Origin of the sequence: Shewanella rhizosphaerae, assembly GCF_019457655.1 — a bacterium.
Classification (GTDB): domain Bacteria; phylum Pseudomonadota; class Gammaproteobacteria; order Enterobacterales; family Shewanellaceae; genus Shewanella; species Shewanella loihica.
The window spans coordinates 1,866,248-1,890,308 of the sequence record NZ_CP080420.1; the positions used below are offsets into that span (position 1 = coordinate 1,866,248).

At 52.3% G+C, this 24,061-nt stretch carries 17 protein-coding genes; 11 read left to right on the top strand and 6 right to left on the bottom strand.

All coding sequences use genetic code 11. The features are described from left to right. Positions 1–49: 49 nt before the first annotated feature. The 4 genes from K0I63_RS08435 to K0I63_RS08450 form a co-directional block, all read right to left on the bottom strand. Positions 50–3,097 carry an efflux RND transporter permease subunit gene (locus tag K0I63_RS08435; RefSeq protein WP_220083129.1) on the bottom strand — a complete coding sequence of 1,016 codons (3,048 nt, stop codon included), beginning with the start codon at positions 3,095–3,097 and terminating at the stop codon, positions 50–52. Beyond that, on the bottom strand, positions 3,094–6,345 hold the full coding sequence (locus K0I63_RS08440; protein ID WP_220083130.1) for an efflux RND transporter permease subunit: 3,252 nt from the start codon (positions 6,343–6,345) through the stop codon (positions 3,094–3,096). Before K0I63_RS08440 ends, K0I63_RS08435 begins: the two co-directional genes overlap by 4 nt. 14 nt (positions 6,346–6,359) lie before the next feature. Further along, complete coding sequence (locus K0I63_RS08445; protein WP_220044953.1) at positions 6,360–7,424, bottom strand: efflux RND transporter periplasmic adaptor subunit; 1,065 nt, start codon at positions 7,422–7,424, stop codon at positions 6,360–6,362. Positions 7,425–8,130: 706 nt separating this feature from the next. Further along, positions 8,131–9,417: a citrate synthase gene (locus K0I63_RS08450; RefSeq protein ID WP_144198816.1), complete on the bottom strand. Its 1,287-nt coding sequence runs from the start codon at positions 9,415–9,417 to the stop codon at positions 8,131–8,133. A 412-nt stretch (positions 9,418–9,829) separates the two neighbouring features. Here K0I63_RS08450 and sdhC point away from each other — a divergent pair, with 412 nt between their 5' ends. The 8 genes from sdhC to sucD all read left to right on the top strand — a co-directional run bounded on the left by sdhC (position 9,830) and on the right by sucD (position 19,454). After that, positions 9,830–10,225, top strand: coding sequence for a succinate dehydrogenase cytochrome b556 subunit (sdhC, locus tag K0I63_RS08455; protein WP_011865450.1), 396 nt, complete (start codon positions 9,830–9,832; stop codon positions 10,223–10,225). Beyond that, the gene (gene sdhD, locus K0I63_RS08460) at positions 10,219–10,566 is read left to right on the top strand and encodes a succinate dehydrogenase, hydrophobic membrane anchor protein (protein ID WP_011865451.1); all 348 of its coding nucleotides are present in this window, start codon (positions 10,219–10,221) and stop codon (positions 10,564–10,566) included. Before sdhC ends, sdhD begins: the two co-directional genes overlap by 7 nt. Further along, positions 10,567–12,333, top strand: a complete 1,767-nt coding sequence (gene sdhA / locus K0I63_RS08465; protein WP_011865452.1) for a succinate dehydrogenase flavoprotein subunit — start codon at positions 10,567–10,569, stop codon at positions 12,331–12,333. It abuts the gene before it with no gap. A 10-nt stretch (positions 12,334–12,343) separates the two neighbouring features. Further along, the gene (locus K0I63_RS08470; RefSeq protein WP_011865453.1) at positions 12,344–13,051 is read left to right on the top strand and encodes a succinate dehydrogenase iron-sulfur subunit; all 708 of its coding nucleotides are present in this window, start codon (positions 12,344–12,346) and stop codon (positions 13,049–13,051) included. 215 nt (positions 13,052–13,266) lie between these two features. Next, positions 13,267–16,089, top strand: a complete 2,823-nt coding sequence (sucA, locus tag K0I63_RS08475; protein ID WP_220083131.1) for a 2-oxoglutarate dehydrogenase E1 component — start codon at positions 13,267–13,269, stop codon at positions 16,087–16,089. 32 nt (positions 16,090–16,121) lie between these two features. Next, a complete protein-coding gene (gene odhB, locus K0I63_RS08480; protein ID WP_220083132.1) occupies positions 16,122–17,312 on the top strand; it encodes a 2-oxoglutarate dehydrogenase complex dihydrolipoyllysine-residue succinyltransferase in 1,191 nt (396 codons plus the stop codon). A gap of 103 nt (positions 17,313–17,415) precedes the next feature. Continuing rightward, a complete protein-coding gene (gene sucC / locus K0I63_RS08485; protein ID WP_011865456.1) occupies positions 17,416–18,582 on the top strand; it encodes an ADP-forming succinate--CoA ligase subunit beta in 1,167 nt (388 codons plus the stop codon). Beyond that, positions 18,582–19,454: a succinate--CoA ligase subunit alpha gene (gene sucD / locus K0I63_RS08490; RefSeq protein ID WP_011865457.1), complete on the top strand. Its 873-nt coding sequence runs from the start codon at positions 18,582–18,584 to the stop codon at positions 19,452–19,454. The genes sucC and sucD overlap by 1 nt, the downstream gene beginning before the upstream one ends. Positions 19,455–19,539: 85 nt before the next feature. Here sucD and K0I63_RS08495 read toward each other — a convergent pair whose 3' ends face one another. Continuing rightward, a complete protein-coding gene (locus tag K0I63_RS08495) occupies positions 19,540–21,213 on the bottom strand; it encodes an FMN-binding glutamate synthase family protein (RefSeq protein WP_220083133.1) in 1,674 nt (557 codons plus the stop codon). A 220-nt stretch (positions 21,214–21,433) separates the two neighbouring features. Between K0I63_RS08495 and K0I63_RS08500 the strand changes: the two genes are divergently transcribed. After that, positions 21,434–21,934, top strand: coding sequence for a GNAT family N-acetyltransferase (locus K0I63_RS08500; protein ID WP_220083134.1), 501 nt, complete (start codon positions 21,434–21,436; stop codon positions 21,932–21,934). A gap of 90 nt (positions 21,935–22,024) precedes the next feature. Here the strand turns inward: K0I63_RS08500 and fur are convergent, their stop codons facing one another. Beyond that, positions 22,025–22,456, bottom strand: coding sequence for a ferric iron uptake transcriptional regulator (gene fur / locus K0I63_RS08505; protein WP_011865460.1), 432 nt, complete (start codon positions 22,454–22,456; stop codon positions 22,025–22,027). A 310-nt stretch (positions 22,457–22,766) separates the two neighbouring features. On the opposite strand from fur, the gene cobB reads away from it, so the two are divergent. Both cobB and K0I63_RS08515 read left to right on the top strand, forming a co-directional pair. Beyond that, on the top strand, positions 22,767–23,513 hold the full coding sequence (gene cobB, locus K0I63_RS08510) for a Sir2 family NAD+-dependent deacetylase (RefSeq protein WP_220058423.1): 747 nt from the start codon (positions 22,767–22,769) through the stop codon (positions 23,511–23,513). Positions 23,514–23,626: 113 nt separating this feature from the next. After that, positions 23,627–24,046, top strand: a complete 420-nt coding sequence (locus K0I63_RS08515) for an ATP-binding protein (RefSeq protein ID WP_258407003.1) — start codon at positions 23,627–23,629, stop codon at positions 24,044–24,046. Positions 24,047–24,061 lie beyond the last annotated feature (15 nt).

The window sequence follows — 24,061 nt, forward strand, 5'->3', positions numbered from 1 at the left end:
GAAGCAGCCTTTTTTAGTTTGTCTTATTTATACACCTTTCCTATCGGCCTTAATGAGCCCAGGGCATGATGCGGCGGGTGAACCTGTCGGCGTTACCCAGCTTGATGGCGGCCTGATGGCGCATGCGATACAGGGCTTGATAGCAGAGCGGTACCAGATAGAGGCTGGTCAGCGTCGAGAAGCTCAAGCCGCCGATGATGGCGATCGCCATGGGTGAATAGGGTGGTCCGCCGCCACCAATCTGGGTGTCGCCCATGGCCAGTGGTATGAGGCCTAGTACCGTGGTGCCCACAGTCATGAGCACCGGGCGCAGACGGGTGATACACACTGCCTTGATGGTGACAGAGAGACGGTCGAGCTCCGGCGTCTTCTGGTTGATCTGATCCACCAATACGATGCCGTTATTCACCACAATCCCCATCAAGATCAGTATCCCAATCATGGCCATGATGGACATGCTGGTGCCTGTCAGTAGCAGTGCCCAGAACACCCCCGTGATGGAGAAGAGTATCGAGGTGATGATAGCCGTCGGCAACAGTAGCGATTCGAACAGGGCGGCCATGACGATATAGATCATGGCGATTGCCAAGATCATGTTGGTCGCCATGATGGCCTGATCTTCATCCTGACGCTGGAAACCACCTCGCAGCGAATATCCATAGCCCGCAGGAAATTGCACCGCATCCATCACTTGTTTGATGGCCTTTTGGGCCTCTTCCGTGGTCATCTCATCCAGGTTGGCGCCGATTGAGAGCGCGGTTTGACGATCATAGTGGCGGATTGTATCGAATCGTGGACGAATCGAGATCTCGGCCAGGCTCTGCAAGGTGTAGACGCGATTACCCTGACGCACGATAGGCAGCTCTTTTAGCCTTTCGAGCGATTCGCGCCACTGTTTGTCATAAGCCAGCTCGATACGCAGCTCACCGCTTGGGTCGTGTCTGAATGAGCGTAGCGGCGAACCACGAAGAGCCATGGACACGCTGCGGGCAAGTTCGCTCAGGCTTAGATCCAGTCTCGCGGCCATGGTGCGGTCCAGCTCAATGATCACTTCTTGCTGTGTGCTGTTAAGCTCTGAGCGCACATCGATGAGCCCGTCTATCTTGGCCAGCATAGGCACCACCTGTTCACTGATGGTGATCAGTTCGCTGGTGGAGCGTCCCGTGAGGGTGACGCGAATGCCGTTGTTGTCGTTACCCCAGCCAAATTGCGGCTTGGCGATGGAGAACTTAGGGAAGCCTTCACGTATCTTGCGCTTCAGTGCCTTGATATCTATGTCGGCATCTTCCTGTAGCAGCAGGGTCGACTGACCTCTGTCGGCCGAGAAGTAGCTGTAGACAGAGTCGATATAGAAGGCTTCTTTATTAGCGTAGAGGTAATCTTCCATGCGGTTGATCATCGCCTCGGTGACATCCAGGCTGTGGCGTCCCTCTACCTGGTAGTTGATGTAGAGGCGATTGTTGCCTTCGCCGTCGTTTTGATCTTGTTGCACCATGCTCAGGGGCAGCGCCGTTGAAGCAAGGATCACCACGGCGATCAGCCCTGAACGCTTGGGTCTGTGTAAGATCCACGCCAGGCTACGCTCGTAGAAAGACTCGAGCTTGCTCTGCTTGGGATTGGTCTCAATCTCGAAATGCAGCTTAGTTAACATCAATGGGATTAGCGTCTTGGCGACCAAGAGCGAGGCTGCCAGCGAGATACAGATGGCGATGGCCACATGCTCCAAGAAGATGGTCAGCTCTACCTTTACGCCGAAAATGTTTGGCAAGAACACAATTGCCGTGGTCAGGGTGCCGGCCAGCACTGCCAGGGCAACCTTATTGACGCCCGTGAGTACCGCCTGGGAGGTGGTTGCCGTGCCTTGATGCTGCTTCTCTTGCAGCACGCTCTCACTGACCACCACGGCGTTATCGATAAGCATGCCGACCGCCAGCAATAGTCCCATCATAGAGAGAATATTCAGGCTGTAGCCTAAGAAATACATGCCGGCCAGCGTCATACACAGAGAGATGGGCACAGAGGAGACCACCACCAGTGTCATCTTCAGGTTGCGCAGGAAGAGATAGAGCACGGCGAACGAGAGCAGGGCACCTATCAGGCCGGCGGCAAGCAGATCAGACAGGGAGGATTTCACCCCGTAGGCCTGATCTTCCATGATAAACAGCTTGATACCGTTGAACTGCTGGTCCTGTTTAGCTGCCTCGATCACCTTGAGCACGCGCTCAGATACGTCTACCAGGTTAGCGCCGGATTCTTTGAACACGTCGAGACCGACCGCATATTTCTGATCCAGATGACGACCATCGAGGCGCTCGGGCAGGGCGTAGCGAATGCTGGCTACATCGCCCAAGGTGACGCCTGGGATCAATACCAGGGCGGCGATATCGTCGAGATCGCGAAACTCACCCTTTGGTGATACCTGATATACCCGGGTGTTCGCCCTGAGCGTTCCAGCGCTGACGATAAAATTCTCCTGTCCCAGTCGTTGTTGCAACATGGTGCTGTTGATGCCAGTAGCGCTGAGCTTGTCGGCGTCGATTCGGATCTCGATCTGCTTCTGCTCGACGCCGTAGAGGCTCACCTGAGACACCCCTTCGACACGCTCCAGTGGCTTCTTAAGCTGCTTGTCCAGCAGATCGAAGGCGCCTGACAGCTCGCGTTCGCTCGAGATACGTATGGTCAGCACAGGCATGTCGGCGGTGGAGAACTGGCGGATAAAGACCCGCTCCACATCCTTAGGTAAGAGGTGGCGCACCGCATCCACCTTTTCCCTGGCTTCCAGGCTCTTGGTGGAGACGTTCTCGCCCCACTTCATCCTGAGTTCGATCTCGGCGCCATTTTGCGATGAGCGCGATCTCAGCTCCTCAATTCCCCCCATGGTGGCGAGAGACTCTTCCAATACATTGGTGATCTCACGCTCCACTTCGGCAGGGGTTGAGCCCTTGTAGGGGACTTCAATCATCACCTGGGGCATCTCGATGCCGGGAAACATCTCCAGCGGCAGCAGGCGACTCGAGGCCAGACCAAAGAGGAGTATGGCCACGAAGAACATACTGGTGGTAACGGGTCTCGTTAGGGCTAATCGAGTGATATTCATACTGATTCTCCCTGTTGCGCAGCTTCTTGACTAGGTGCGTCAAACGCCTTGCGATCGAACAGGGCGTAGAGCGCAGGGATCACCACAAGCGTCAGTAGTGTTGCAAGTGACAAGCCGAAGATCACTGTGATCGCCATGGGCGCCCGTACCTCGCTGCCATCGCCTAAACCCAGTGCCATAGGCGCCAGACCCAGAGCTGTGGTCATGGTGGTCATGACGATGGGTCGCAGACGAGACTTGGCGGCTTCTTCGATGGCCGTCAGTTTAGCCATACCCTGCTCACGTAGCTGGTTGATACGATCCACCAGGACGATGGCGTTGTTCACTACGATACCCGCCAGCATGATGAGGCCGATGAATACCACCACGCTCAGGTGAGTCTGGGTGATAAACAAGCCGAAGATGCTGCCGCCAACCGCCATGGGTACGGCGATCAGGATAAGCAGCGGATGTACCAGCGACTCGAACTGGCTGGCCATCACCAGATATACTAGGAAGACGGCCAATACCAGGGCGATCTGAAGCGACTGGAAGGAGTGTTCCATCTCTTCGTTCTGGCCGCCGAAGCGCACCTGAATCGAGCTAGGCAGATTTTGCTGATCTATGATGCTTCTCGCCTCGAGCACCGCATCGTTGAGGTCACCATAGGCGAGGTTGGCCGAGACGATGGCAACGCGCTGCTGGCTGATACGGTTGATGGCAGAAGGACCCAGATTCAAGGAGACATCGGCAACGGCGCTCAGCGGGATAGGCTGGTTGCTGTTGGGGTTAATGATCATCGAATCGATGTCGCTTATCTGGTCGCGCTCCTCGAGTTCGCTGCGCACCAAGATGTCGATCTTTCTGTCACGCACTGTATATTGGCTGGCGACTGTGCCGCCGATGCGCTGGGCGATACGATTCGCCACGGTTGGCGCGTCCATGCCAAGGGCGGCAAGGCGGGCGTGATCGAAACGGATGCTCAGCTCTGGCTGACCGTCACGCAGGCTGGTGTTGAGGTCGGCGAAACGATCTGAGTCAGACAGCGCGCTGATAAGGTTATCGGCGGTCTGTTTTAGCTGAGTTAAGTCATAGCCTATCACTTCGATCTCAAGCGGGGTCTTGAAGCTAAACAGCTCTGGATGTTGGATCTTCGCCTCTAGCTCAGGAATACGCATGGCTGTGGTGCGCAGCACATGGGTGACTGCATCGAAGGCCTGATGATCGGCCAGCACCACCTGCAGACGGCCCCAGTTTTCGCCGCCGCGCGAGGTGTCTGAGGTCATCAGACCGCCGCTACCGGCTTGGCTGTAGGCATGTTTTACATCTTCCCTGTCTTTGATAGACAAGGCCAGCTTCTGTAACACTCTGTCTGTCTCACTGACTTCTGTGCCCGGCGGCAGCAGGACTTCTACATAGAACTCGCCCTGATTCATCGGCGGGATCAGCTCCATGCCGAGTCTTGGGATCAGGCTCATGGTGCCTATAGTGAGGGTGAGGGCGATGGCCAGTGTCACCCAGGTAAACTTAAGCGCCTTGCGTAGCAGCTTGTGATAAACCCCTTCCAGCAGGTTGTAGCACCAGTTAAATGCCAGGCTGATGGGCCGCATGATGAGGCCCGCAAGCCATGAAAAGGCGCGGCTCAGCATCAATGCTAGGGTCAGCAGCAGTGACGGCAGATAGCTAAACAGCAGCACAAAGGGGAAGGAGCAGACGGTGGCACCGTAATGCTTCACCTTGGCCAGTTTAGTGTCGAGCACTGGCTTTTCACGTTTCTGCACCAGGTGCGGCAGAGCCTTGAAGCCTTCGCGCGATGCCAGCATAGGGATGGTGGTCAGCGCGACCAGCAGCGAGGCCAACAGGGCGAAGGTGACTGTCAGCGCCTGATCCGAGAACAGGGCACCAGCCACGCCATCGACAAATACCAGCGGCACGAATACCGCAAGGGTGGTCATGGTAGAGGCGAAGATAGCGCCGGCTACCTCTTTGGTGCCTGTCACGGCGGCGTCGAGCTTGTTCATTCCCAGCTTGCGACAGCGGTCGATGTTTTCCAGCACCACGATGGCATTGTCTACCAGGAGCCCCACCGCCAGGGCGATACCGCCTAGCGACATGATGTTGAGGCTGATGTCGGCAAAATACATCATGTTAAAAGTGGCGATCACCGAAAACGGAATCGAGATGGAGATGATCAGGGTCGGCACTATATCCCTAAGGAATAGGTAGATCACCAGCATGGAGAGTAAGCTACCGATCAGCGCCGCCGAGGTGACCTCGCTGACTGCGCTCTCGATAAACTCTGATTGATCATAGATAACCTTAAGCTCAGCCTTCTCGTTTAGCTTCTTGAGGTCGTTAAGTTTAGCGGTGACTTTACGGGCCACGGCTACCGTGTTGGCATCGCCTTCCTTATAGATGGCCAGCTCGATAGACTCGGCAGAGCCGATGCGGGTGATGTCGTTACGTTCCTTATGGCTGTCGATGATGTCGGCCACCTCGAACAGACGCACCAGAGTCTGGTTGTCGCGATAGACGATGATCTGACCCAACTCATCCAGGGAGTTGAACTGGTTGAGGGTACGCACCAGATACTCTTTCTCGCCCTGTACCACCTTACCGGCAGAGAGGTTGATGTTCTCGGCGGCGATACGCTCGCGGATCTTGTCGGCGTTCAGGTTAAGCTGAGTCAGCTTCTCCTGGTTTAGCTGAATATGTACCTCTTGCTCGAGACCACCGGAGAGCCTGACGGCCGCGACGCCGCTGAGGGATTCCAGTTGACGCTTAAGCTCCTCCTCGGCAAAGGTGCGCATCTGCTTGAGCGACTGAGCGTCGGCGTCGGGCAGGGAGAGGGCCAGACGCACTATAGGATCTAGGTTAGGGTTAAAGCGCAGCAACAGCGGCTTTTTCACATCCAGGGGCAGCTCTATGGTGTCTAGCTTTTCCCTGACCTCGAGGCTTGCCATGTCCATGTCTGTGCCCCATTCAAATTCGAGCACCACATCAGACATGCCAGAGCGGGAGATGGAGCTTATCTTACGCAGCCCCTTAACGATACCGGCAGCCTCTTCGATGGGCTTAGAGACAAGCTGCTCCACCTCGACCGGCGCGGCGCCTTCATATTGGGTACGTATGGTGATGGTAGGGTAGCTGAGATCCGGCAGGAGTTTCACCGCCAGGCGAGAGAAACCCACCAAGCCAAACAGGATCACCGCCAGCATAAACATCCACACGGATACCGGCCGTTTAACGGAAGTATTAATTATCGACATAAGCTAAGTTCCCGTTATTGTTGTGCGCGAGCAACGTCTAGTTGGCTGATCACTTCAACTAAGGATTGATCTTTCAGGTTTTGTTGTCCGCGGATCACTATCTGTTCGCCGGGTTCCAGGCCTGAGACCACCTCTACGGTATCGGCCTCGCGATAGCCAAGAGCCACTTCGCGGCGCAGGGCATTATCACCTTGGACGACATACAGGGCGTATTGATTGTCCTGATTGACCACGGCGTTATAGGGAACGGTTATTACATTGCTGTGAGTGTCGTATCTCAGCTCAACTCGGGTAAACATCCCCGCCTTAAGCTGGGCATTTTGGTTAGGCACCGAAAGAGTGACCTTAAAGGTACCGCTTTGGGGATCGACGATGGGGCTGATACGCAGCACCTTGGCGTGAATAGTTTCTTTGGTGTGCTTGTTGGCGTAAAGCTCGGCTTCCTGGCCTAGACGCAGGCTCTGCAACTGCGCCTCTGGCAGATGCACTATGCCGTACAGTTCATCTTGATTAACCACATAGAAAAGCTGCTCAAATTCTTTGGCCATGTTACCGGCCTTCACGTAACGCTTGGCAACTACACCGTCGATAGGGGAGCGAACCATGCTTTCTTGTACCTGTAGGGCGGCTAAGTCGCGTTTGGCGATGGCGGCTTGTAGGTTGTATTCGAGTTTGGCCATGGAATCGGCGCTGATGAACTCTTTATTGCTCATCTTCTTCAAACGGTTGAGCTCTTGCTCGATGATTTCCACTTCGGCCTGTGAGCGGGCCAGATCGTAGCGCTGGCGCTTAGCATCGATTACTGCCAGCAATTGACCCTTGGAGACGCGATCCCCTTCTTCAACCTTAATGGATTCGATAAGACCGGCGATGCGGCTAACAACGTCGGCTTCCTGAGGAGCTTCCAGAGTTGCGGTAGTGCTATAAAAAGAGGAGACATCACCTTGTATGACTGTTGTGGTTTCAACGGGAACGGCGTACTTTTCTTCTTCTTTCTTTGTTTCCTCATTACCACATGCACTGAGTACGGCGACAAATAGTAGGGGAAGTGCCAACTTAAACTTTGAAAAAGATTCCATGTGAAGATACCTATGTTATTTATCCAATTAGCCTTAGTAAGCACAAGGTGTGCCAAAATGTTAAACAGTTATTTATCAGTTGCTTACGCTAAAATCAGTTAGGTGTTGGTGAGTTTGTTAACTGGTTTGTAGCGAAAATGTTTAACATGTGATGCTTTTGACTAATTAACAGTTAAGACCCATTGCCAAGGTCAGTGCAAATTGGATTTGATACAAAATGTATCTCTGCTGCATGGGGGAGCTTAAGCTGGCAAGATGTCAGGCTGATTACTTAATGGAAAAGGGCTTAGAAGTGAAAAGCTGAGAGGAAAAGGACTGAGCGGGGAGGGCTGAAAGGAAAGGGCAGAAAGAAAAGGGCTTAAAGAGGAAAGGTGTGCAAGGTAAAGGGAGTCAATCGCTTTAAATCTTGAACCCATTGCGGTGAAGGCTCAGATACCAACATCCAAATAAAAAAGCTCCTCTATAACTACTCATGTAAAGGTGCATGTAAAAGGTGCATGTAAAAGGCTCACGGAAAAGCTCAGGCATAAAGCCTTGCCTAAAACTGAGGCGTTAAAAGAGTGCGACCAAAAGAGCTATTAAAGAAGAGCTATTAGAAAAGAGCGATTAAAGAAGAGAGATAAAAGTAGAGCGATTAAAGCAAAGCTATCAGAAGAGAGGCATAAAAAAAGCACCCCGAAGGGTGCTTTTTAAAATCAGGCAGCGATTAACGCTTGTCCAGTTTGACGAAGTCGCGTTCTGGTGAGCCTGTGTAGAGCTGGCGTGGACGGCTGATCTTGTGACCAGGCTGATCCAACATCTCTTTCCAGTGTGCAATCCAACCCACGGTTCGCGCCAGGGCGAACAGTACGGTGAACATGCTGGTTGGAATGCCGATAGCCTTCATGATGATGCCTGAGTAGAAATCGACGTTTGGATAGAGTTTCTTCGATACGAAGTACTCATCTTCCAGCGCGATACGCTCAAGTTCCATCGCCACGTCGAGCAGCGGGTCATTGACCTTAAGCTCAGCAAGGACTTCGTGACAGGTTTCGCGCATAACCTTGGCGCGAGGGTCGAAGTTCTTGTAAACGCGGTGACCGAAGCCCATCAGACGGAATGGATCTTCTTTATCTTTCGCACGAGCGATGAACTCAGGAATGCGATCGACAGTGCCAATCTCTTCTAGCATGTTCAGACACGCTTCGTTTGCGCCGCCGTGTGCAGGACCCCAAAGTGAGGCGATACCCGCTGCGATACACGCAAATGGGTTAGCACCCGATGAACCGGCTAGACGAACGGTAGAGGTAGAGGCGTTTTGCTCATGGTCTGCGTGCAGGATAAAGATACGATCCATAGCGCGTTCGATGATTGGGTTAACCTTGTACTCTTCACAAGGAACGGCAAACATCATGCTTAGGAAGTTGCCCGCATAGCTTAGGTCGTTACGTGGGTAAACAAATGGCTGACCAATTGAATACTTGTAACACATAGCGGCGATAGTCGGCATCTTAGAGACTAAACGGAACGCCGCAATTTCGCGGTGGTGTTCGTCGTTGACATCGAGAGAGTCTTGGTAGAATGCAGACAGTGCACCGGTTACGCCACATAGCATGGCCATCGGGTGTGCGTCACGGCGGAAACCACGGAAGAACGAAGCCAGTTGCTCGTTAACCATAGTGTGGGTCTTAACCGTGTAAACAAATTTGTCGTATTGAGCCTTGTTAGGTAACTCACCGTAAAGCAGTAGATAACAAAGATCTAAATAGTCTGAGTCGACGGCAAGTTCGTCGATCGCGTAACCACGGTGTAAAAGTATACCTTGGGCGCCATCAATGTAAGTGATAGCTGATTCGCAGGATGCTGTCGCTAGGAATCCTGGGTCAAATGTAAAATGACCTTTGCTACCGAGTTTGCTGATGTCGATAACATCAAATCCCGCCGTTCCTTTCTTAATAGGCAGGTCAATCGAATCGTTCCCTGGTAGTTCCAATTTGGCTATATTATCAGCCATACCCCGTTCTCCTTACTTCATTCTTATGTGAGTGCGGCTTTGTCAAACGCCAATACTTTACAGTGAATCTAGATCACATTTCAATTTAAATAAGTGTTTAAATTCGTTAGACCATGGTCTTAATTTGACGTAAGTGCCCGTCAATACAGCAACTTGGCAGATTTTTTTACCAAAAAAACAAAATTTGCATAATGTGATGTTTGTATTTGACATTTGTGGGGCGTATACTTGCTTCGGCTCGAAAGAGCTACAAACAAACCAATTCGTAGACCATTATTTACATACTTATTTAGTGATTTTTGAATTAGTTAACTGTTTGTTTCAACTTTCCTTTTGAGGCGAGAGGAGGTGGTAAGTTTGCTTGCTGGTCAAATTTCGTTCGAAAGAGGTTCAATAACAAAAATAATGCTCAATGGAGCAGAGTGAGCAGAACGTGAAAAAGCAAAGACCTGTCCATCTAGATCTGCAGACCATTCGCTTTCCTGCAACAGCGATTGCGTCAATCCTACACCGTGTCTCCGGTGTCATCATGCTGTTTGCCGTCGGCATTCTTATCTGGTTGTTGAGTGAGTCACTCGCATCTGCTGAGAGTTTCGCAGGCATTCAATCTCTATTTGATACCTTTATCGTTAAGTTTGTTGTCTGGGGAATTCTGACCGCGCTTGGTTATCACCTGATTGTTGGCCTACGCCACCTGATCATGGATACCGGTCGTTGGGAAGAGTTGGAATCGGGTAACGCTTCAGCGAAAGCCGCCTTCGTTATTGCAGCGGCATGGTCAATCATTGCGGGGATTTGGGTATGGTAACAAATGCAGCGAGTCTTGGACGCAGTGGCGTTCATGATTTTATTCTTCTTCGTGCTAGTGCCGTGATCCTTACTTGTTACACCATTTTCTTAGTAGGATTCATCGCCGCTAGTGCGCCTCTCACTTATGACGTATGGCACGGTTTGTTCAGTGCTTTGCCGATGAAAGTGTTTACGCTTCTTGCCCTGGTCGCCATCCTGGTTCACGCCTGGATCGGTATCTGGCAGGTGCTCACCGACTATGTTAAGCCGGTAGCCGTTCGTGGCGTACTCCAATTCGTCTTCGTCGTAGCAGCGCTTTCTTACCTGGCTGCTGGCATTGTTATTGTGTGGGGTGTTTAAGTGAGTATTCCAGTTCGTGAGTTTGATGCAGTCGTAATTGGCGCCGGTGGCGCGGGTATGCGAGCTGCACTACAGATTTCTAAAGAAGGTAAGAGCTGCGCGCTGTTATCTAAAGTATTCCCAACGCGTTCTCATACCGTTTCTGCCCAGGGGGGTATTACCGTCGCCCTAGGTAACGCTCATGAAGACCATTGGGAACAGCACATGTACGATACCGTTAAGGGTTCCGACTTCATCGGTGACCAAGACGCTATCGAATTTATGTGTCAAACCGGTCCAGAAGCCATTATCGAACTCGAGCACATGGGTCTGCCATTCTCTCGTTTCGATAACGGTAAGATCTATCAGCGTCCTTTCGGCGGCCAATCGAAGAACTTCGGTGGTGAGCAGGCGGCACGTACCGCTGCGGCGGCCGACCGTACCGGTCACGCCCTGCTGCACTGTCTATACCAGCAGAACGTTAAGCATAAGACTGAAGTCTTCTCTGAGTGGTATGCACTTGACCTGGTTAAGAACGAAGACGGTGCCATCGTAGGTTGTACTGCAATCGAAATCGAAACCGGCGAGATCGTTTACTTCAAGTCTAAGGCCACTATTCTAGCTACCGGTGGTGCGGGTCGTATCTACGCTTCTACCACTAACGCTCACATCAACACCGGTGACGGTGTCGGCATGGCAATGCGCGCTGGCGTGCAGATGCAAGACATGGAGATGTGGCAGTTCCACCCAACCGGTATCGCCGGCGCGGGTGTACTGGTAACCGAAGGTTGTCGTGGTGAAGGCGGATACCTGCTGAACAAAGACGGCGAGCGCTTCATGGAGCGTTACGCACCAAACGCGAAAGACCTGGCATCTCGTGACGTGGTAGCACGTTCTATGATGACTGAGATCCGTGAAGGTCGTGGTCTCGACGGTCCACTAGGTCCTCACTGCCTACTGAAACTCGATCACTTAGGTAAAGAGACGCTTGAAGCACGTCTACCAGGCGTTTGTGAACTGTCTCGTACCTTCGCGCATATCGATCCAGCCGATGGCCCAATCCCTGTACTGCCAACTTGTCACTACATGATGGGTGGTCTGCCTGCTAAGGTGAGCGGTCAGGTGATCCGTAAGAACGAAGATGGCAGCGAAAGCGATGTCGTAGGTCTGTTTGCCGTGGGTGAGATTGCCTGTGTATCGGTACACGGTGCAAACCGCCTGGGTGGTAACTCACTACTCGACCTCGTGGTCTTTGGACGCGCAGCGGGTCAGCACCTGGGTAAGGCGCTGGATGAGACTGCCGATCCTAAAGAAGCGAGCGCCGATGAGATTGCTAAGTCTCTTGAGCGTCTAAATCGTTGGGAAAGCAACAAAGACGGTGAAGATCCTGCGCAGATCCGTAAAGATCTTCAGCTTTGTATGCAGCTTAACTTCTCGGTATTCCGTACCGGTGAGGCGATGGCAGAAGGTCTTGAAGAGCTTAAGGCGATTCGTGAGCGTCTGGCTAATGCTAAGCTGTCTGACAATTCAAGAGAGTTCAACACTCAGCGTATCGAGTGTCTAGAGCTTGATAACCTGATGGCGACAGCGATTGCCACTGCTTATGCGGCGAACTTCCGTCAAGAGAGTCGTGGTGCGCATTCACGTGAAGACTTCCTCGAGCGTGATGATGAGAACTGGTTGTGTCATAGCTTGTTCGATCCTCAGACCGAACAGATGACCAAGCGTGCGGTAAACATGGAGCCTAAGCTTCGTGAAGCCTTCCCGCCGATCAAGCGTACCTACTAAGGAAGATAAGATGAATTTGAAGATTGCTATTTATCGCTATAATCCTGAAGTAGACACTAAGCCTTACATGAAGGATTACACGCTAGAAGTGGCTGACGGTACCGATATGATGGTGCTGGATGTCCTGATGCAGCTGAAGGTACAAGACCCAACGCTGGCGTTCCGTCGCTCATGCCGTGAAGGTGTTTGTGGTAGTGATGGGGTAAACATGAACGGCAAGAACGGTCTGGCCTGTATCACACCAATTTCTACCTTCAAGGGTAAGAAGCTGGAGATACGTCCACTACCGGGTATGCCTGTGGTTCGTGACCTGATTGTTGACCTGACTCAGTTCTACAAGCAGTACGAGAAGATCAAGCCTTACCTGATCAATGACGACAAGACACCGGCCCGTGAACATCTGCAATCGCCAGAAGAGCGTGCGCACCTGGACGGTCTGTATGAGTGTATCATGTGTGCGTGTTGTTCAACGGCTTGTCCATCATTCTGGTGGAACCCAGACAAGTTCATCGGTCCAAGCGGCCTGTTGCATGCCTATCGTTTCCTTATCGATAGCCGCGATACCGCCACCGAAGAGCGTCTGTCTGAGCTCGACGATGCTTACAGCGTATTCCGTTGCCATGGCATCATGAACTGTGTTGACGTTTGTCCTAAAGGACTCAACCCGACTAAAGCAATTGGACACATCAAGTCTATGCTGCTTAAGCGAGCTGTCTAAATGCAACACACTGAGCTGATTTTAATAATTATATAGCTCTTTTGAGAGTCACTTCTTCTATGTGAGAAGTGGCTCTTTTATGTAATGGAACTACACATGCCGTGAAATCTGGACTCTAGGGGCGGCAGATATTTTGCAATTGCAGTACATTTGACTGGATTGCATTTTCAATACTTTGGCTAAAAACACGTGTATAAAGTTTGAAAGGAATAGAAATGCACCAAGGCATCATGAAAGCCTGGCTCGAATCGTCTCATTTAAACGGGGCTAATTCGACCTATGTAGAAGAGATGTATGAAGCCTATCAAGAGGACCCTCAGTCAGTATCAGACGACTGGCGAGCGGTGTTTGATAACCTCCCATATGCCAACGGTGCAACAGCAGATGTGCCCGAAGCTGCCCACTCTAAAGTACGTGAATATTTCCGTAGTTTGGCGCTAGACGGTCGTCACAAGAGCGCTGCTCGTGTGACAGATCCAGAAGTCGATGCCAAACAGGTTAAAGTTCTTCAGTTGATTAACGCCTACCGTTTCCGCGGCCACCAGAATGCGAATCTGGATCCCCTCGGGCTATGGAAGCGCGATACCGTCTCTGAATTGGACCCGGCCTTCCATGGCTTAACCGGCGAAGATATGGAGCGTGAATTCAATACAGGTTCATTTGCTCACGGTGGCGACACCATGAAGCTGGGTGATCTGGTTAAAGCACTGAAAGCAACCTATTGTGCTGCTATCGGCGCGGAATACATGCACATCACAGATACCGATGAGAAGCGTTGGATCCAACAACGCTTGGAGCCGTCATTAGGTAGAGCGAATTACGATAAGAACACCAAGACACGTATCCTCGAGGGCCTGAACGCCGCCGAAGGTATGGAGAAGTATCTCGGCGCCAAGTTCCCCGGCGCAAAACGTTTCTCACTGGAAGGTGGTGACGCGCTCGTCCCTATGATGCGTGAAATCATCTACCGTGGCGGTGAAGCGGGTACTAAAGAGATCGTCGTGGGCATGGCTCACCGTGGTCGTCTAAACCTGCTGGTTAACATCTTAGGTAAGAAGCCATCAGAACTCTTCGACGAGTTTGCCGGTAAGCACAGCGATGAGCTCAACGGTTCGGGTGACGTTAAGTATCACCAAGGTTTCTCATCAGATTTCGAAACACCGGGCGGCAACGTTCACCTGGCACTGGCGTTTAACCCATCACACCTTGAGATCGTTAACCCTGTGGTCATGGGCTCGGTAAGAGCACGTCTGGACCGCCGCGGTTGTAAGACGGGTCTTCAGGTAATGCCTATCACTATTCACGGCGACAGCGCGATTGCCGGTCAAGGTATTGTCCAAGAGACATTCAACATGTCTCAGACCCGTGCCTTCAAGGTGGGCGGCAGTATCCGTATCGTGGTCAATAACCAGGTAGGTTTTACTACCAACCTGACTGAAGACACCCGTTCGACCGAGTACTGTACCGACATCGCCAAGATGGTACAGGCGCCTATCTTCCACGTGAACGCAGATGACCCAGAATCGGTAGCCTTCGTTGCTCAGCTAGCGGTTGATTATCGTAACGAGTTTAAGCGTGACGTAGTGATCGATCTGGTCTGTTACCGTCGTCACGGCCATAACGAGGCCGACGAGCCGAGTGCAACTCAGCCGCTGATGTATGCCAAGATCAAGAAACATCCAACGCCACGTAAGATCTATGCCGACCGTCTGATCGAAGAGCAGACCCTAGGTGCAGATGATGTGACGGCTATGATCAACGACTACCGCGACGCGCTGGATAAAGGCGATTGCGTAGTTAAAGAGTGGCGTCCAATGACGCTGCACACGGTTGACTGGACACCTTATCTAAACCGCGAGTGGGACGAGGCTTATCCTGCCGAGTTGCCGCTAGATCGCGTTAAGGCGTTGGCTGACAAGATCAGCTACGTTCCAGAGAGCCACAAGCTACAGTCGCGTGTTGCTAAGATCTACAAAGACCGTGTGGCCATGGCCGCGGGTGACAAGCTGCTGGACTGGGGCTTTGCCGAAACACTCGCCTACGCCTCGATTTTGGATGACAACAAGCGCGTGCGTATCACAGGTCAAGACTCTGGCCGTGGTACCTTCTTCCACCGTCACGCCGTGCTGCACAACCAAAATGATGCGACGGCTTATCTGCCACTGCGTCACCTGTCTGACATGCAAGGCCCTATCGATATCTCTGACTCGGTATTGTCTGAAGCCTCAGTACTGGCGTTCGAATATGGTTATGCTACGGCTGAGCCGGGCGGTCTGACCATTTGGGAAGCTCAGTTCGGTGACTTCGCTAACTGTGCCCAGGTGGTGATCGATCAGTTCCTCTCTTCTGGCGAGCAGAAGTGGGGCCGTCTGTGTGGTTTGACCATGCTGTTGCCACATGGCTACGAAGGTCAGGGCCCAGAGCACTCGAGTGCACGTCTGGAGCGTTTCCTGCAGCTTTGTGCTAACCACAATATGCAGGTGTGTGTCCCATCGACACCGGCACAGGTTTACCACATGCTACGCCGTCAGGTAGTGCGCCCTATGCGTCGTCCTCTGGTGGTGATGTCACCTAAGTCACTGCTGCGTCATCCGCTGGCGGTGTCTAGCCTGGAAGAGCTGGCCGAAGGCACCTTCCAGAATGTGATAGCCGAGATTGACGAGCTCGATAGCAGCAAGGTCGATCGCGTGGTCTTCTGTAGCGGTAAGGTTTACTTCGAACTGCTCGAGAAGCGTCGTAAAGAGAACCTGGACAATGTTGCTCTGATCCGTGTAGAACAACTGTACCCGTTCCCACACGAAGATATGGCACAGATCCTCGCCCAGTATCAGCACGTTAAAGATTTCGTTTGGTGTCAGGAAGAACCTCAGAACCAGGGCGCTTGGTATTGCAGCCAGCACCACTTCTGGGCCGCCATTCCTGCCGGTGCTCAATTAACCTATGCGGGTCGTGAAGCCTCGGCCGCACCAGCATGTGGTTATCCGGCCCTGCACACCCAGCAGCAAGAATCTTTAATCAATAGCGCATTAAAACTGTAGTAATAGACAATTTATAAAAAGGATAGCTTTCCATGAGTATCGAAATTAAGGTACCCGTACTGCCAGAATCAGTTGCTGATGCAACCATCGCCACATGGCATGTTAAAGCTGGCGAGCAAGTGTCTCGTGATCAAAACCTGGTCGATATCGAAACCGACAAGGTGGTTCTAGAAGTGGTTGCACCAGAAGATGGTTCAATCGTTGAGTTCCTGGCGGAAGAGGGCGACACAGTGTTGGCCGAAGCCGTTATTGCTAAGTTTGTTGCTGGTGCGGTCGCCGGTCAGGAAGTCTCTAAAGAGCAAGCCGAAGCGGCAGCACCGCAGGCGGAAGCTACTAGCGAAGAGTCTAACGATGCCCTGAGCCCATCTGTACGTCGTCTGATTGCCGAGCACAACCTGGATGCCGCTAAGATCAAGGGCACTGGCGTTGGCGGTCGTATCACTAAAGAAGATGTGGAAGCCTTCATCAAGTCAGCGCCTGCTGCTAAAGCAGCGGCGCCAGCGGTTGTTGCGCCGCTAGGTGAGCGTAGCCAGAAGCGTGTACCTATGACGCGTCTGCGTAAGACTATCGCTAACCGTCTGCTTGAAGCGAAGAACTCAACGGCTATGTTGACGACCTTCAACGAAGTGAACATGAAGCCTATCATGGACATTCGTAAGCAGTATCAAGAGCTGTTCGAGAAGAAGCACGGCATCCGTCTTGGTTTCATGTCTTTCTACGTGAAAGCCGTGACCGAAGCCCTGAAGCGTTTCCCAGAAGTTAACGCCTCTATCGACGGTGATGATATCGTTTACCACAACTACTTCGACGTGAGCATCGCGGTTTCTACGCCACGTGGTCTAGTAACCCCAGTTCTGCGTGACACTGACACCATGAGCCTGGCTGACATCGAGCGTAACGTGCGTGACCTGGCTATCAAGGGCCGCGACGGTAAGCTGACTGTTGACGACATGACCGGCGGTAACTTCACCGTGACTAACGGCGGCGTATTTGGCTCGCTAATGTCTACCCCAATCCTTAACCTGCCACAAAGCGCTATCTTGGGCATGCATGCCATCAAAGATCGCCCAATGGCAGTTAATGGTCAGGTAGAAATTCTACCTATGATGTACCTAGCACTCTCTTATGACCACCGTATCATCGATGGTCGTGAGTCTGTTGGCTTCCTGGTTGCCATTAAGGACTTCCTGGAAGACCCAACTCGTCTACTATTAGACCTGTAAGACGATGTTGTTTCGATGCCTGTCGGCAACGGTAGGCATCACCCCTCGCTACCGGCTCTATTGAGTCGGTTGGATTAGATTAGAAGTATACGGATAGATCATCATGAATTTGCATGAGTATCAGGCAAAAGCCCTATTTGCCGAATATGGTTTACCAGTGTCAGAAGGTTATGCTTGTGATACCCCTCAAGAGGCGGTAGAAGCGGCTGGCCATATTGGCGGAGATATGTGGGTTGTTAAGTGTCAAGTACACGCAGGCGGCCGTGGTAAAGCAGGTGGCGTTAAAGTTACCGGCGATAAAGAAGAGATCAGAGCATTTGCTGAGCATTGGTTAGGTAAGAACCTAGTAACTTATCAGACTGACGAAAAAGGTCAGCCAGTTGCTAAGATCCTAGTCGAAAGCTGCACTGATATCGCAAACGAGCTGTACCTAGGTGCCGTTGTTGACCGTGCGACTCGTCGCGTTGTCTTCATGGCGTCTACCGAAGGTGGCGTTGAGATTGAAACAGTTGCCGAAGAGACACCTGAGCTGATCCACAAGGCGATTATCGATCCTTTGACTGGTCCTCAGCCTTACCAGGCACGTGATCTTGGCTTCAAGTTGGGTCTGAACCCAACTCAGATGAAGCAGTTTACTAAAGTCTTCATGGGGCTGGCGACTATGTTCACCGACCATGACTTCGCACTGCTTGAGATCAACCCTCTGGTTATCACTACCGAAGGCAACATCCACTGTCTAGACGGTAAGATTGGTATCGATGGCAACGCACTGTTCCGTCAACCAAAGATCCGTGACATGCACGATCCATCACAGGATGACGCTCGTGAAGCACACGCGGCGAAATTCGAGCTGAACTATGTTGCCCTAGACGGTAACGTAGGTTGCATGGTAAACGGTGCCGGCCTAGCAATGGGTACTATGGACATCGTTAACCTGCATGGCGGCAAGCCAGCTAACTTCCTTGACGTTGGTGGCGGCGCGACTAAAGAGCGTGTTGCTGAAGCATTCAAGATCATCTTGTCTGACGCTAACGTGAAAGCGGTTCTGGTTAACATCTTCGGTGGTATCGTACGTTGTGACATGATCGCAGAAGGTATCATTGGTGCCGTTAAAGAAGTGGGTGTTGAAGTGCCAGTGGTTGTTCGTCTAGAAGGTACTAACGCAGATCTAGGTCGCGAAGTATTGGCTAACTCTGGTCTTGACATTATTGCAGCCGAGTCGCTAACCGACGCTGCTGTTAAAGTTGTTGCTGCTGCGGAGGGCAAATAATGTCTGTATTAATTAACAAAGATACCAAGGTTATCTGTCAGGGTTTCACTGGCGGTCAAGGTACTTTCCACTCTGAGCAAGCTATCGCTTACGGCACGCAAATGGTTGGCGGTGTTTCGCCAGGTAAGGGCGGTCAGGTTCACCTGGGTCTGCCTGTATTCAACACAGTAAAAGATGCTGTGGCTGAAACCGGTGCGACTGCTACCGTTATCTATGTACCTGCGCCTTTCTGTAAAGACGCTATCCTGGAAGCTATCGACGGCGGCATCGAGCTAATCGTTTGTATTACTGAAGGTATTCCTACTCTGGATATGCTGGAAGTTAAGGTTAAGCTGGAAGAGACTGGCGTTCGCATGATCGGTCCAAACTGCCCAGGTGTTATCACTCCAGGCGAATGTAAGATCGGTATCATGCCAGGTCACATCCACAAGCCAGGTAAAGTGGGCATCGTGTCTCGCTCTGGTACCCTGACCTATGAAGCGGTTAAGCAAACGACTGACGAAGGTTTCGGCCAATCAACTTGTGTTGGTATCGGTGGTGACCCAATCCCAGGTACTAACTTCATCGACGTATTGGAAATGTTCCAAAACGATCCACAGACCGAAGCTATCGTTATGATCGGCGAGATCGGTGGTACCGCTGAAGAAGAAGCTGCTGCTTACATCAAGGCTAACGTGACTAAGCCAGTTGTTTCTTACATTGCCGGTGTAACTGCACCAGCTGGTAAGCGTATGGGTCATGCTGGCGCGATCATCGCTGGCGGTAAAGGTACGGCTGAAGACAAGTTTGCTGCACTAGAAGCGGCAGGCGTGACTACCGTACGTTCACTTGCCGACATCGGCAGTGCACTGCGTGCTAAGACTGGCTGGTAATATCCACCCAAGTCTGTAGCATGAATTAAAAAGGCGCCTTAGGGCGCCTTTTTTGTTACCTATCAACTCAGTTACCTTTTAAAGCTTAAGCATTTTTCCTGTGGCCGTTTTCCCTGTGACGGGAGAGACCAAACTCGGCAGGGGTCAGGATATAGGTATCTTCGCAGTAGAAGTCTTCGGCGGTACACTGCTGCCACCAGGATGCCCAGGCGGTGCCTTGCAGCTTTTCTTCTATGATGGCGTTGTGGGTGAGGGGGGCCACCAGGCTGCCGGTGGAGATCAGTAGGCCATAGGGAGAGCGGCGCTTGATCATCCTAGGCTTTAACTTGTTGGGGTTATCCAGCCCCATGCTGCCCACCAGTTCATAGAAGGCTTTCAGGGTGTTGTGATGGAAGTTCTTCACCCGCTCGCTCTTCACCTGTACATCCAGCGCCTTGGAGCGGGCGGGATCTTGAGTCGCGATACCCGTGGGACACATGTTGGTGTTACAGCTTCTGGACTGAATGCAGCCCAGCGACAGCATCATGGTGCGGGCGGCGTTGACTAAGTCGGCGCCCATGGCGATCTTGGTGAGTAGATCGAAGCTGGAGGCCGTCTTGCCCGAGGCGATCAGGGTGATCTTGTGCCTCAGGCCCACGCCCACTAGGGCGTTGTTGGCAAAGTAGACTCCTTCGAGACACATCATCCCCAGGCGGTTACTGAACTCGACCGGCGCCGCCCCCGTGCCGCCTTCGGCGCCATCTATGGTGATAAAGTCGGGCGTGATACCTGTCTTGAGCATCGCCTTGCAGATGGCGAGAAACTCTGCCGGATTACCTATGCAGAGCTTAAAGCCCACCGGCTTGCCACCACTCAACTCCCGCAGGCGTTTGACGAAGTTGAGCAGGGCGATAGGCGTGGTGCACTCAGGGTTGACCGCCGGCGAGACACAGTCTTTATCCATGGGAATATGGCGAATGAGGGCGATCTCCGGGGTGATCTTGGCCTTGGGCAGCACGCCGCCGTGACCCGGCTTAGCCCCTTGGCTGAGTTTTATCTCTATCATCTTGATCTGCGGTCGTTTGGCCATCTTCTCGAAGCTGTCGGGGTTGAAGTTGCCCTCATCGTCGCGGCAGCCAAACAGGCCGGAGCCTATCTGCCACACTAGATCGCCGCCATGCTTGAGGTGATAGGGACTGGCGCCGCCTTCCCCCGTGTTGTGATAGCAGCCCGCCTTCTTGGCGCCCAGGTTGAGTGCCTCGATGGCATTGGCGCTGAGGGAGCCAAAGCTCATGGCCGAGATATTAAAGTAGGATGCATCATAGGGCTGAGTGCAGTCTGGGCCGCCGATGCGCACCCGCTTGGCCTGCTCGTCGATATGTTTAGGCGACAGCGAGTGCCACAGGCTCAGATAGTTCTCCTCTAACAGATCGCGCTGGGTGCCGAAGGCTATGGTATCGCGCACGTTCTTGGCCCTTTGATAGACCAAGGAGCGCTGCTCGCGGTTAAAGGGGGCTTCCTCTGTGTCGTTGGCGATAAAGTACTGCTGTATCTCTACCCGGTAAGACTCGAGGAAGTAGCGCAGGTAGGCGACCACAGGGTAGAGGCGGTTAAGGGTGTGGGAGCTAAAGAGCAGATCGTAGGCGCCGACCAAGGTGTAAAGCAGGGTAAAGCCGAGAACGAATGCGGCGCCGGTGCCGCCATAGGTGAGATATAAATAGAGTCCGGCCCCGTTACCTAAGGTGGCGATAAGCCAAAAGACCTTTTGCATGATTGTCATAACGCATTCCTGTATTGCAGACACTTATCATTATCTGTCTATTGAACGTCATTGCGGCGGCTTTGGCAATCGGCCATCTCTATGGCGATCGATGAATTTTGCTTATTTTAACAGGGGTTAGTGTAAAGTTGTGCCGACAAAAGCCTAGATTAATACTTTCTAATCTACTCTGTAGTGGGTATATTGATGGGCTGGATGGGGGAAAAGAAAGGAGTGACAGATGTTCATCGCAGAAACAGAGAGGCTGATTTTACGTCGATTCGAGGCCAAGGATGTGGAGAGTCTATTTCTGCTCAATAGCATTCCCGAGGTGCTGACTTATATTCCCGGCGCGCCCATGACCTGTCGCTCGCAGGCAGAGGATATTTTGGAAAATGTGCTGCTGAAAAACTATCGCGAGCGTGGCTTTGGCCGCTGGGCGGTAGAGCATAAGGCTGACAATAAGGTGATAGGCTTCTGTGGCCCTACTTACATCAAGGAGTTTGATGAGGTGGAGCTGGGCTATCGTTATCTGCCCGAGTATTGGGGCAACGGTATTGGCAGCGAGGCAGGGCATGCGGCGCTGTCACGCTTTAAAGACCACGGCATAGATGAGGCCATAGCGCTCATACTGCTAGGCAACAAGGGCTCCGAGGGGGTGGCGCGTAAGCTGGGCATGGCTGAGCGTGAACGCAGCAAGTTCATGGGCCACAAGGTGAACGTATTTCACAAGGTGTTGTGATGAAGGCATTAACTCTCTTGAGGAATAAACCTTAGATACAAAAAAACCAGCATGATGCTGGTTTTTCTTTATAGGCTGTTTGCCTGCGAATTATTCGTCGCCGTGGTCGCACTCGTCGTTGGTGCAGACACCGTAGAGATATAGGCTGTGGTTGGTCAGCTTGATGTTGTGCTTCATGGCGATCTCGTCTTGGCGTCTCTCGATCACTTCGTCAGAGAACTCGATCACCTTACCACACGAGAGACACACCAGATGATCATGATGGTGGGTCGAGGCCAGCTCAAATACAGCCTTGCCGCTTTCGAAATGGTGACGGGTGACGATACCCGCGTCATCGAACTGGTTCAGTACACGGTAAACCGTGGCCAGTCCAATCTCTTCGCCAATATCGAGCAATTTCTTATATAGTTCTTCTGCACTGATATGCTGGTTGTCGGGCTCCTGCATCAGCTCGAGGATCTTGACTCGTGGTAAGGTGACCTTTAATCCCGCTTTCTTTAGCGCTTGATTTCCATCTGTCATTATTAATCTCTGGATTGAAGAACCATTAGCAATGCCAATAGTGGTTCAGTAGTTGATGTTGAGAACCATTATAGGGGTTGAATTTGAAAACTTAAACCTTTGATCTTGCATATTGTTCGCATCGGCAGAAATTTGTTCTAAATTGGCCCTACCTGTGTGATTTAGGCTGAATTTAACGCGTACTTTTTGTAATGTTATTGAGACTAATGCCTAATAGCCTAACGGCGGCAATTCTGGCAGGATGAAATCTGGTCAACCTGTATCCTGTGGGCGATAGCGACCCGCAAAAGCATAAAAATAAGGAAGAGGGATGTATCGGCAGATCGTAGTGTTAACTGGGGCGGGGATCTCAGCGGAATCTGGCTTGAGAACCTTTAGGGATCAAGATGGGCTTTGGGAAGAGCATAAAATCGAGGACGTGGCGACGCCCGAAGGTTATGCCCGTGACCCGGAAATGGTGGAGCGCTTCTACAACGAGCGTTGGCAACAGCTTCACAATGGCAAGATCGAACCCAATGCCGCCCACAAGGCGCTGGCGAGGCTCGAGCAGGAGTTCGATGGCCAGCTGTTGGTGGTGACGCAAAATATCGACGACCTGCATGAACGTGCAGGTTCTCGTCGCCTGCTGCATATGCATGGTGAGCTAACCAAGGGACGCTGTCCGCGCTCCCATCAGACCTTTCTACTGACCGATCACTTTGGGGTCAATCATACCTGTACCTGCTGCATTCCCGCCCAGCGACTGCGCCCCCACGTAGTCTGGTTCGGCGAGATGCCCATAGGCTTAGATCGCATACAGCATGCGCTGGATACCTGCGATCTCTTTATCGCCATCGGCACCTCGGGCACCGTCTATCCGGCGGCGGGCTTCGTCGACACCGCCAATCATCATGGTGCGCAGACGGTAGAGGTCAACCTGGTGCCAGCGGATCGCCACAGCCAGTTCCAGTATCACCTGCAAGGCAAGGCCAGCGAGATAGTGCCGCAACTGGTGGAGCAGATCCTCGCAGGTGAGGTGATTGGCGATCAGCCTTTATCTGGCGCCGCTAATGTGTGAGTTAAGGCATGAGTCAAGGCGTGAGCCAATTTGAGTGTAACGCTGGGGAAGAAGTGTTGACCGAAGACGCTGTAACTGCGACGGACAGTCTCAACAGCCGGCTGGCGATCATCATGCGCGGTTTGCCGGGCAGTGGAAAGAGTCACTGGGTCGATGGCTTTATTGCCACTCGCCCCGACGGTGACGCGATTCGCCGCCGCGGCTATTTCTCTACCGACGAGCGTTTTATCATCGCGGGCGAGTATCGCTTCGATGCCAGTAAGCTGTCTGAGTTTCATCAGCTTAACTTAACCGGTTTCATTCAGGCCTTATCGCGCCAGGAACCCGTGGTGATCTGCGATAACACCAACATGGCCCACTGGGAGTTTATGGCCTATGAGGCCGCTGCCAAGGCGATGGGCTATCAGGTGCGTATTTTGCTGATTGGTGATCCGCAGGATGCGGCGCATCAGACGCTGTGCGCCGAGCGTAACCAGCACGGCCTGGGGCTTAAGCAGATCCAGGCGATGGCGCGTCAATTCCAGCAGCTGTAAAGACCACAATCTTTC